The 9,882-nt window shown below is 68.3% G+C and carries 9 protein-coding genes and 1 tRNA gene; 3 read left to right on the forward strand and 7 right to left on the reverse strand.

Annotation, left to right across the window (positions count from 1 at the left end; all coding sequences use genetic code 11):
* Window positions 1–20: 20 nt before the first annotated feature.
* Window positions 21–179: a hypothetical protein gene (locus AB0O34_RS15680; protein ID WP_363916070.1), complete on the forward strand. Its 159-nt coding sequence runs from the start codon at window positions 21–23 to the stop codon at window positions 177–179.
* Window positions 176–748, forward strand: a complete 573-nt coding sequence (locus AB0O34_RS15685; RefSeq protein ID WP_363916071.1) for a gamma-glutamyl-gamma-aminobutyrate hydrolase family protein — start codon at window positions 176–178, stop codon at window positions 746–748. The genes AB0O34_RS15680 and AB0O34_RS15685 overlap by 4 nt, the downstream gene beginning before the upstream one ends.
* An 84-nt stretch (window positions 749–832) precedes the next feature.
* Here AB0O34_RS15685 and pknB read toward each other — a convergent pair whose 3' ends face one another.
* The 7 genes from pknB to AB0O34_RS15720 all read right to left on the reverse strand — a co-directional run bounded on the left by pknB (window position 833) and on the right by AB0O34_RS15720 (window position 9,541).
* Entirely contained in the window at window positions 833–2,680 is a 1,848-nt protein-coding gene (gene pknB / locus AB0O34_RS15690; protein ID WP_363916072.1) for a Stk1 family PASTA domain-containing Ser/Thr kinase, read from the reverse strand.
* An 82-nt stretch (window positions 2,681–2,762) separates the two neighbouring features.
* On the reverse strand, window positions 2,763–4,199 hold the full coding sequence (locus tag AB0O34_RS15695; protein WP_363916073.1) for a serine/threonine-protein kinase: 1,437 nt from the start codon (window positions 4,197–4,199) through the stop codon (window positions 2,763–2,765).
* Window positions 4,196–5,650, reverse strand: a complete 1,455-nt coding sequence (locus AB0O34_RS15700; RefSeq protein WP_363916074.1) for a penicillin-binding protein 2 — start codon at window positions 5,648–5,650, stop codon at window positions 4,196–4,198. Before AB0O34_RS15700 ends, AB0O34_RS15695 begins: the two co-directional genes overlap by 4 nt.
* The gene (locus AB0O34_RS15705) at window positions 5,647–6,996 is read right to left on the reverse strand and encodes an FtsW/RodA/SpoVE family cell cycle protein (protein WP_363916127.1); all 1,350 of its coding nucleotides are present in this window, start codon (window positions 6,994–6,996) and stop codon (window positions 5,647–5,649) included. The genes AB0O34_RS15700 and AB0O34_RS15705 overlap by 4 nt, the downstream gene beginning before the upstream one ends.
* 30 nt (window positions 6,997–7,026) lie before the next feature.
* Window positions 7,027–8,319: a Stp1/IreP family PP2C-type Ser/Thr phosphatase gene (locus tag AB0O34_RS15710; RefSeq protein ID WP_363916076.1), complete on the reverse strand. Its 1,293-nt coding sequence runs from the start codon at window positions 8,317–8,319 to the stop codon at window positions 7,027–7,029.
* Window positions 8,316–8,783 carry an FHA domain-containing protein gene (locus AB0O34_RS15715; RefSeq protein ID WP_363916077.1) on the reverse strand — a complete coding sequence of 156 codons (468 nt, stop codon included), beginning with the start codon at window positions 8,781–8,783 and terminating at the stop codon, window positions 8,316–8,318. The genes AB0O34_RS15710 and AB0O34_RS15715 overlap by 4 nt, the downstream gene beginning before the upstream one ends.
* Window positions 8,784–8,800: 17 nt before the next feature.
* Window positions 8,801–9,541 carry a DUF3662 and FHA domain-containing protein gene (locus AB0O34_RS15720; protein ID WP_363916078.1) on the reverse strand — a complete coding sequence of 247 codons (741 nt, stop codon included), beginning with the start codon at window positions 9,539–9,541 and terminating at the stop codon, window positions 8,801–8,803.
* A 92-nt stretch (window positions 9,542–9,633) separates the two neighbouring features.
* On the opposite strand from AB0O34_RS15720, the gene AB0O34_RS15725 reads away from it, so the two are divergent.
* Window positions 9,634–9,716, forward strand: a tRNA-Leu gene (locus AB0O34_RS15725).
* Window positions 9,717–9,882 lie beyond the last annotated feature (166 nt).

Raw genomic sequence — 9,882 nt, forward strand, 5'->3', positions numbered from 1 at the left:
GCGGAAGTGAGGGGGAGTCGATGTACGGATGGATCTGGCGGGTCATCCCCGGCGGGACCGGGGCCAAGGTGGTCACCGTGCTGTTGCTGGCGGGCCTGGCCGGGGTCGTACTCTGGTACGTGGTGTTCCCCAAGCTAGAGCCGCACGTACCCCTCGACAGGGTGACCGTAGGCCGATGACCCGCCTGCTCGTCGTGGACAACCATGACAGTTTCGTCCACACGATCGTGCAGTACCTCCGGCAGCTGGGCGCCGAGTGCGACGTCCGGCCGCGCGACCACGTGCGCGTCGAGGACGCCGAGGGATTCGACGGGGTGGTCATCAGCCCCGGTCCCGGCACGCCAGAGGCGGCCGGGGTCAGCGTCCCCCTGGTGACCTTCTGCGCCGAGTCAAGCCTTCCCCTGCTCGGCGTCTGCCTCGGGCACCAGGCCATCGCCGTCGCGTACGGAGGCGTCGTCGCCCGCGCGCCCGAGCTGATGCACGGCCGTACCAGCGAGATCGCCCACGACGGCAGGGGCGTGTTCGAGGGGCTTCCCTCGCCGGTCACCATGACGCGGTACCACTCGCTGGCCGTCGTCCCGGACACGATGCCCGACGTCCTGGAGGTCAGCGCCGTCACCGAATCGGGGATCATCATGGGCCTCAGGCACCGGGCGGCGCGCGTCGAGGGCGTGCAGTTCCACCCCGAGTCGGTGCTCTCCGACCACGGGCACCGACTTCTCGCGAACTGGCTGGCTCAGATCGTGTAACGCCGAGGGGCTCTGTGACGACTATCGGATGAGGGTCTCCGCCGTCGCCCCCGAGCGGCGGAGATCCTCTTCTCATGTCAGGCGTCAGTTGCCGAAGTTGTCCGGCGGCGGGTCACTGAACGGGTCGTCGGTGGTCGGCTCGTCCGAGGGCTGGTCGCTCGGCTGGTCGGTCGGCGTGGTCGGCTCGTCCGTCGGGAAGGTCTCCTGGGGCGGGCCGGAGGAGACGACCAGAGTGATCGTCATGCCGGGCGTCAGCTTGGCGCCGCCCCGCGGGCTCTGGCTGATGACGCTGCCCTTGGGGACGTCCTGGCTCTCCTGCTGCTGGGTCTTCACCTTGAAGCCGGCCCCGGTCAGCGTCCTCTTGGCGTCGCCGACCGTCTGACCCGTGACATCCGGGACATCGGTCTGCGTCTTGGGCACGTAGATCTTGACGATGCTGCCCTCGTCGACCTTCTCACCGGCGGCGGGCTTGGACTGGAAGACCTTCTCCTGCTCCTTGCCGGAGACGACGCTGACCACCTGCGCCTTGAGACCGTTCGACTCCAGGGTGCTGGTGGCGTCGTCGATGCTGCTCCCGACCACGTCGGGCACGACCGCCTGCTTGACGCCCTTGGAAACCTTGAGTTCGACGTTGGAGCCCTTCGCCACCTGCTGGCCGGCCGCGGGGTCGGTCTCGATGACGGTGCCCTTGTCGACGTCGGAGTTGAACTCCTCGGCGACGTTGACCTTCAGGCCCTGGCTCTCCAGCTTGGCCTTCGCGGCCTCGGCGGTCTGCCCCTTGAACGAGGGGATCAAGACCTGGCCGGCCACGTCGTTGCCGCCGGGTGAGCTCAGGAAGGCGTACCCGATGCCGACGAAGGCGGCGATGACGAGCAGCGGGACCAGGATCCACGCGGCCGTCTTGAGCGCGGTGTTCCCCGAGTTGGCGCGGCGGCGCTCGTAGCGGCCTCCGCCGGCCTGGGTCGGGGCGTACTCGTACGCGGGGACCGCGTTGGTGCGCTGGGTGGCGGGGCCGCCCGGCGCGTTGAGCGTGCGGGTCTGCTGGCCCGCGTAGTTGTTCTGGCTCAGGGCCATCGTCTGGGCGTCGACCGGCATGCCGGACATCGCCCGCTGGATGTCGGCCCGCATCTCGGCGGCGCTCTGGTAGCGGTGCGCGGGATCCTTGGCCATGGCCTTGAGCACGATGGCGTCGGCCCACTGCGGGATGTCGGGGTCGATCTGCGACGGCGGGATCGGGTCCTCGCGCACGTGCTGGTAGGCGATCGCCACCGGGGAGTCGCCGGTGAACGGCGGCTGCCCGGTCAGCAGCTCGTACAGCACGCAGCCCGTGGAGTAGATGTCGCTGCGGGCGTCGACGCGCTCGCCTCTGGCCTGCTCGGGCGAGAGGTACTGGGCGGTGCCGATGACCTGAGCGGTCTGGGTCATCGTGGCGGCCGAGTCGGCCATCGCGCGCGCGATGCCGAAGTCCATGACCTTGACGTCGCCGGCAAGCGTGATCATCACGTTGGCGGGCTTGATGTCGCGGTGGACGATGCCGCCGCGGTGGCTGTAGTCCAGGGCCCTCAGGATGCCGTCGACCAGCTCGGTCGCCCGCTCGGGAAGCAGGCGCCGGTCCGCGCGCAGCAGGTCGCGGAGCGTGCGCCCATCGACGAACTCCATGACGATGTACGGCACGGGGGTGCCATCGGTCATGTCCTCGCCGGTGTCGTACACCGCGACGATCGAGGGGTGGTTCAAGGACGCCGCGGACTGGGCCTCACGGCGGAAACGGGCCTGGAAGATGTGGTCTCTGGCCAGATCAGCACGCAGTGTCTTGATCGCGACAACACGGTCCAGCCGGATGTCCCGGGCGCGATACACCTCGGCCATGCCGCCGCGCCCGACGACCCCGTCGAGCTCATAGCGACCACCGAGTAGCCGAGGCTGAGTCATTTCCTGCACTGTCCCTTGCCGTTCATCTTGGGTACCGGCCCGCGGTGCGGCTGCCGGTGTCCATCATCGACCCCGCGCCGCATTACGTCTCCCCGTTCGGGGGGATTGTGGTGCTTGCGGATGAGCTGGGGCTTGGCGTCTCACTCGGCGTGGGGGTCGGTGTGGGCGTCGGAGTAGGGGTTGGACTAGGAGACGGAGTGGGCGTCGGCGTCCGCTGCTGAGTCGGCGTGGCCGATGTGCTTACCGTAGCCGACCGTGACACCGTGGGCTTGACAGACTTCACCGGTTTCGGTCGAAGCGATGTCGTGGTGCTCCTCGCCGGCGTCGAGGATCGCGTGGGATCGCCGGTCGCCGGGTTGACGGGCTGCGACGGGCCGCTGTCGAGCCCCAGCTCAGGGAGCCCGCCCGCCGCCAGGGCGCCGAATCCGACCGCGGCCGCGCAGCCCGCCGCGGCGAAGAACCCGATGGCCGCACGCCTGCGCCTGCGCCTCGGCGCCGCGGCCGGACGGAGGCTGCGGGGGCCGACCGGCGGATGCCCGACGCGCGTGGAGGCGTGCGGCGGCACGGCCGCTTCGGTGGTCTCGTACAGGCCGGCGAACGGGTCGCCCGGCTGATCGAGCGCTCCGGACTGCTCCAGCGCTTCGCGTATGGCGAAACCGGACGGGTCGGTGAGCATGCTCAGATGGGACGCGCTCGGGGTGGAGAGCGAGTCACGCAGCACCATCGCCCGGTCGGCCAGCTCCCGCGTGGTGGCGGGCCGGTGGTCGGGGCTCTTCGCCAGCATGGCCATGACCAGGTCGCGGACGGGCTTCGGCACGCTGTCGGGAAGTGGGGGCACCTGCTCGTTCAGGTGGAGAAGGGCGATGGCCACCTGGTTGGGCGCCGAGAAAGGCGGTCGTCCCGCGAGGCACTCGTACGCCACGACGCCGAGGGAGTAGATGTCGGTCGACGGGGTCAGCACGCTGCCTGAGGCCTGCTCGGGGCTGACGTACTGCGCGGTGCCGAGCACGGTGCCCGTCATGGTCATGCGGGAGCCTTCGAGGGCCCGTGCGATGCCGAAGTCGGTGACCTTGATGACCCCGGTCTCGGTGACGAGGATGTTCCCCGGCTTGATGTCGCGGTGGATGATCCCCGACCGGTGGGCGGTGTGCAGCGCCCGTGCGGTCTGGCCGATCACGTCGAGGGTGACCTCGGGGCTCAGCGTGCCGTTGCGGGCCAGGATCCCCGACAGCGCCTCCCCCGGGACCAGCTCCATCACCAGGTAGGCGATGTCGTCCTGCTCGCCGTAGTCGAAGACCTGGGCGATGCCGGAGTCAGCCAGCCCGGCAGTGATCCTCGCCTCGTTGCGGAACCGCTCGCGGAACTCCGGGTGCGCGGCCACGTGCTGGCGCAGCAGCTTCACGGCGACCTCGCGGCCCAGAAGCTGGTCGGACGCGCGCCAGACCTCGCCCATGCCACCGGTCGCGATGCGGGCGGTCAGCCGGTAGCGGTCGCTCAGCACCCGGTTGGCGAAGGTCACTGCCCGAGCACCGCCTGCATGACGTCGTGCGCGATGGGCGCGGCGACCGCGCCTCCGGTCGCGTCGTTGCCGGCGCTGCCGGACTCGACGAACACCGCGACGGCGACCTTGGGGTCCTCGGCGGGCGCGAAGGCGATGAACCAGGCATGCGACGCCGCGCCCTTGGCGGTCTCGGCGGTACCCGTCTTGCCGGCCACGGTGATGCCCGGGAGCTGGGCCGCCGTGCCGGTGCCGTTCTGCACCACGCTGATCATCATCTTGCGGAGCTCGTCCGCGACCTGCGGAGTCACGGCCTCGTCGAGCTCCTGGGGCCGTGTGCTGTCGATATCCTCGTTGTCCGGGCTGACAATCTTGTTCACCAGGTAGGGCTTCATGACTTTGCCCTGGTTGGCGACGCCGGCGGCCACCATGGCCATCTGCAGCGGCGTGATCTGGTTGCTGCGCTGGCCGATCGAGGTCTGCGCCAGCGCGGCCTTGCCCTCGTCGGGGCCGATGTCGCTCGCGACCACGTCCAGCGGGATCGACATGGGCTGGCCCATCCCGAACTTGGCCGCCTGCTCCTTGAGCTTGTCGTAGCCCATTTCGAGCCCCATCGTGCCGAACGCCGTGTTGCACGAGATCGTCAGAGCGTCGAGGAGCGTCGCCCGGCCGCCGCACGACTCGCCGTGGTAGTTGGGCAGGCCGATGTTGGTGCCCGGCAGCGGCAGGACGTTCGGCGCGTCCACCTCGGTGTTGGCATCGCGCGAGCTGTCCTCGCTGAGGTAGGCCGCCGAGGTGACCACCTTGAACGTCGAGCCCGGGGCGTAGGTCGTCGAGATGGCGCGGTTCAGCAGGGGCTTGTTGTCGTCCTTGTCGAGCTTGTTGTAGACCTTCGCGGCCTTGCTCTTGTCGGGGGCCGCCATCGTGTTCGGGTCGAAGGTCGGCAGCGAGACCATGGTGAGGATCGCCCCGGTCCTCGGGTCGAGCGCCACCACGGCCCCGCGCTTGCCGCTCTTCTGCATGTCCTCGTAGGCGATCTTCTGGGCCTTCGGCACCAGGGTGAGGTCGACGGCCGCGCCCCGCGTCGGCTTGCTCGTGATCAGGTCGACCGTACGGCGGACGAACAGGTCGGGGTGGGTGCCGTCGAGGTACTTGTTCTCGGCGCCCTCGATGCCCTGCGCGCTCTCGGGAGCGAAGAAGCCGATGACCGGGGCGTAGACCGGGCCGTCGGTGTACTTCCGCTGGAACCTGAACGTGTTCGCCGCGCCGGTGTCCACGGACTTGGCGAGCGTCTCGCCGCCCGCGGTGATCATGCCGCGCTCGTTCTGGTAGCGGGCGAAGAAGCTGCGCGTGTTGCGGCTGTCGGTGCGCAGGTCGTCGGCCTTGACCGCCTGCAGGTAGTTGATATTGATCATCAGCAGGCCGAACATGAGCAGGCAGGCCACGGAGGCGCGCTTGAGCGTGCCGTTCATCGCTGGAACACCTGCGTCAGTCCCTCGTCCTGGATGGCTTGCGGCGGCGGGCGGCGGGCGGCGTCTGACATGCGTACCAGCAAGGCGATAAGGATCCAGTTAGCCAGGAGGGCGGAGCCGCCCTGCGACATGAACGGCGTGACCAGGCCCGTAAGCGGAATCAGGTTGGTCACGCCACCGACGATGATGAAGACCTGCCACGCCAGGATGAACGACAGGCCCCCCGCGAGGAGCTTGCTGAACGGGTCACGGGCCGCGATCGCGGTGCGCAGGCCGCGCTCGACGATCAGTGCGTACACCATGAGCAGCGCCATCAGGCCGGTGAGCCCGAGCTCCTCGCCGGTGGCGGCGAAGATGAAGTCGGAGAACGACAGCGGGATCAGGTTGGGGTGGCCCTGGCCGAGGCCGGTGCCGAGGATGCCGCCCGAGCCCATGCCGAACAGGCCCTGCATCAGCTGGTAACTGCTGCCGAAAGTACGATCATAGAGAGCCTGGCTGCTCGGGTTCAGCCAGACGTCGAACCGGGCGCCGACGTGGCTGAAGAGCTGGCCGGCGACGAACGCGCCGCCGATGAAGAGCAGCACGCCGATGAGCACCCAGGAGGTGCGCTGCGTGGCGACGTAGAGCATCGCGATGAACGCGCCGAACAGCAGGAGCGAGGTGCCGAGGTCCTTCTCCATGACCAGCACGCCGACGCTGACCACCCACGTGATGAGCACGGGGCCGAGGTCGCGGGCGCGGGGCAGGTCGATCATGAGCAGGCGGCGCCCGGCGAGGGCCAGCACGTCGCGCTTGGCGACCAGGTAACCGGCGAAGAAGACGACCAGGGCCAGCTTGGCGAACTCGCCCGGCTGGATGGAGAAGCCGCCGACGCCGACCCAGATGCGGGCGCCGTTGATCTCCTTGCCCAGGAGGGGCAACAGAGGGAGGATCAGCAGCCCGAGGCCCACGAAGCCCGCGGTGTAGGTCATCCGCTGGAGGGCGCGGTGGTCACGCAGCACGATGAGCGTGACGGAGAACATGACGACGCCGAGCGCGGTCCAGAAGAGCTGGTTGCTGGCGGAGGCGAGTTTCGGCGTGGCCTGTTCGATGCGATAGATCATCACCAGGCCGAGGCCGTTGACCAGCGTCACCAGCGGAAGCACCAGAGGGTCGGCCCAGGGGGCGAACTTGGCCATTACGAAGTAGGCGGCGAGCATCAGGCCGCCCAGGCCGAGGCCGTAGGTCAGCATGCCCGCGGGGACCTGGCCGTTCGTGCCCAGCCCGACGTTTGCGTAGGCGACCATGACGATCGCGACGGCGAAGGCGAGCATGACAAGCTGCGCCCCCCGCCGTTTGGCGGTCATGGGGACGGCCGCGACGTCGACAGCACTCACTTAGGAGGACCTCGTGGCGCTAGGGGAAGCCGTCGGCTCGGTGGTCTTCTGGTTGCCGCCGGATTTGGCCTTCAAATCGTTGATCTTGGTCTTTCCCGCCTGGAGGTCTGCTACTGGGATCCCCCGTCGCACCTGCTCGCGCTCCGGTTCGGGGATCGAGGACACCGACAAGCCGGTGCTTTCGGCCACGGAGTTCAGTTGGATCGGTCCGATGGTGCTGTCGACCCCGCGAAACAACACTAGCTCGTCACCTTTGGCCCCGACGTAGTACTGATCTTGGGTCCATTTGTAGCCGAAGTAGCCGCCGCCCCCGAAGACCAGTACCAGCAGGACGAGCACGACCGTCGCGATCGGCCAAAGGCGGCGGCGTTTGACACGCCGCGGGGCGGCCGCGGCGTTCGCCGCCGGGCCGCCCGCAGGCTGGTCGTCGAGGTCGTCGTCCACGATCACCGGCTGGGGAGCGGTGATCGTGGACGCGCGCCCGGCCGGCGTGTCAGGAGGCTGGGATCGGAGGCGGTTCGACCCGGCGGCGCCCACCACCGCGGCGTCCCCCGCGACCACCTGGCCTTCCTCGATCTCGACCACGTCGGCGACGATGCAGGTGATGTTGTCGGGGCCGCCACCCCGGTTGGCGAGGTCGATGAGCTGGCGGACCACGGAGTCCGGCTCCTCGACCGTGGTCAGGGTGTGGTGGAGGGTCTCGGCGCTGACCACGCTCGACAGACCGTCTGAGCAGAGGAGGTAGCGGTCGTTGATCTGGGCCTCGCGAAGCGAGAGGTCGGGATCGACCTCGCCGCTCCCGTCGAGGGCCCGGAGCAGGATCGAACGCTGTGGATGGCTGGCGGCTTCCTCCTGCGTGATCCTTCCGTCGTCCACGAGCGACTGCACCAGGGTGTGGTCATGAGTGATCTGGTACAGCTCGCCGTTGCGGAGAAGGTAGGCGCGGGAGTCGCCGACGTGGACAAGGGCGACGCGGGTGCCTGACCACAGCATCGCCGTGAGTGTGGTGCCCATGCCCTTGAGGCTGGGATCACGGCCGACCATCTCGTGCAGCTTGCGATTGGCGTCGCGCACCGCGGCCTCGATGGCGCTGAGCAGGTCACCCCCGGATGCGTCCCGGTCGAGGGACGACATGGCGGTGATGGCGACCGAACTGGCCACCTCACCGTGAGCGTGCCCGCCCATGCCGTCTGCGACGGCGAGCAGGCGCGGGCTCGCGTACGCCGAGTCCTCGTTTCCTTCGCGGAGGAGGCCGACGTCCGAGCGGGCGGCGTAGCGGAGTGCGATTGTCATTTGCGCAATTCGATGACGGTTTTGCCGATGCGGATCGGAACGCCGAGGTGCACCGGCATGGGACGGGTCACTTTGGAGCGGTCGAGATACGTGCCGTTGGTCGAGCCGAGGTCTTCCACGATCCACTGACCGTCCTGGGGGAACAGCCGGGCGTGCCGGCTGGAAGCGTAATCGTCGCTGAGTACCAGCGTGGCGTCATTCGCCCGACCGATAGTGATTGGCGTCTCCGTGAGGTTGATGATGGTCCCTTGTAGGGGACCACCGGTAACGACCAGTTGTCGCGGCTCCCCCTTCTTCGGCTTGGCAGGCTGACGTGCGGGTTTGGGTGGTTTGCGCACAGCTGCCGGAGCCGCCGTACGTGATCCGAACAAGTCTGTCCGGATCACACCCACCGCGGCAATGACAAAGAACCACAGCACCGCGAGGAACGCGAGCCGGATCAGCAGCAGAGTGAGCTCGGACATGGACCGTTTGTCTACCCTTAATCGCGCCGGAACACCAGGGTTGTGCGACCCAACGTGACTCGGGTGCCGTCCTGGAGCTCGATCCGGCGAACCGGCTGGCCGTTGACGAAAGTGCCGTTCGTTGAACCGAGATCGACGAGGGCCACAAGCGGACCCTCGACCCTGAGCTCGGCATGGTGCCTGGAGACGCCTGGGTCCACCAACCGCAGATCGCAGTCGGTGCCCCGTCCAAGAAGCGTCACGGGGGTCGTCAGCTCATAGGACCGCTGGCCCTGCGGGTCGTCCTGAGTGGACACCAGCAGGCGTGGGCGGCCGCCGAACGCGCTCGGCTTGCTCGCGGGGAGATCGCTGACAGGCTGCCGGATCTCGTCCTGCTCGACCGTGGCCCCTCGGATGACTCCCGAGCGGATACGGAACAGGCCGACCGCCAGATCGTCGGCGGTCTCGAAGCGAACCCGGACGGGTCCCACGAACGAGTACCCCTGTTCCTTGGCGTACTCCCTGGCGAGGTTGGCGAGCTCATGACTGATGCTGTCGGCGTACACCTCCAGACGCTCGCTGTCGGTCGTGGACAGCTCCACCACGAAGTCGTTGGGCACAAGAGTGCGACCTTGTGCCACGATCGCGGCTCGTTCGTCCATCTCCCGCTGCACCGCGCTGGCGACCTCGACCGGCTGAAGGTCAGATTTGAACGCCCGCGCAAAGGCCCCCTCAACCAAGCCTTCGAGCCTTCGCTCGAAGCGCTGAAGGACTCCCACCGGGTACCTCCCTTCCTCCATCGTCTAGGAGGATCGTATCCGGGTTCGGTGGCATGCACGGATCCGTGCTAGCCTTTCCACGCACTCAAAGAGGGCGAGTGGCGGAACGGCAGACGCGCACGGTTCAGGTCCGTGTGTCCGAAAGGACGTGAGGGTTCAAATCCCTCCTCGCCCACAAGGTCCCCGGCTGGTCGAAGCGAGAGCTTCTTCCACCGGGGTTTTTGTGTTTTCCCAGGGGGGCGACCCCCTGGAACCCCCGAAGGGCCCCCGGCTGGTCGAAGCGGAAGCTTCTTCCACCGGGGTTTTTGTGTTTTCCCAGGGGGGCGACCCCCTGGAACCCC

Origin of the sequence: Sphaerisporangium sp. NPDC088356, assembly GCF_040685555.1 — a bacterium.
Taxonomy (GTDB): Bacteria; Actinomycetota; Actinomycetes; order Streptosporangiales; family Streptosporangiaceae; genus Sphaerisporangium.

Coding starts and splice junctions, on each gene's coding strand:
- AB0O34_RS15710 (WP_363916076.1), bottom strand. CDS start 8,319: ATGACAATCGCACTCCGCTACGCCGCCCGCTCGGACGTCGGCCTCCTC.
- AB0O34_RS15705 (WP_363916127.1), bottom strand. CDS start 6,996: ATGACCGCCAAACGGCGGGGGGCGCAGCTTGTCATGCTCGCCTTCGCC.
- AB0O34_RS15685 (WP_363916071.1), top strand. CDS start 176: ATGACCCGCCTGCTCGTCGTGGACAACCATGACAGTTTCGTCCACACG.
- AB0O34_RS15715 (WP_363916077.1), bottom strand. CDS start 8,783: ATGTCCGAGCTCACTCTGCTGCTGATCCGGCTCGCGTTCCTCGCGGTG.
- AB0O34_RS15700 (WP_363916074.1), bottom strand. CDS start 5,650: ATGAACGGCACGCTCAAGCGCGCCTCCGTGGCCTGCCTGCTCATGTTC.
- AB0O34_RS15680 (WP_363916070.1), top strand. CDS start 21: ATGTACGGATGGATCTGGCGGGTCATCCCCGGCGGGACCGGGGCCAAG.
- pknB (WP_363916072.1), bottom strand. CDS start 2,680: ATGACTCAGCCTCGGCTACTCGGTGGTCGCTATGAGCTCGACGGGGTC.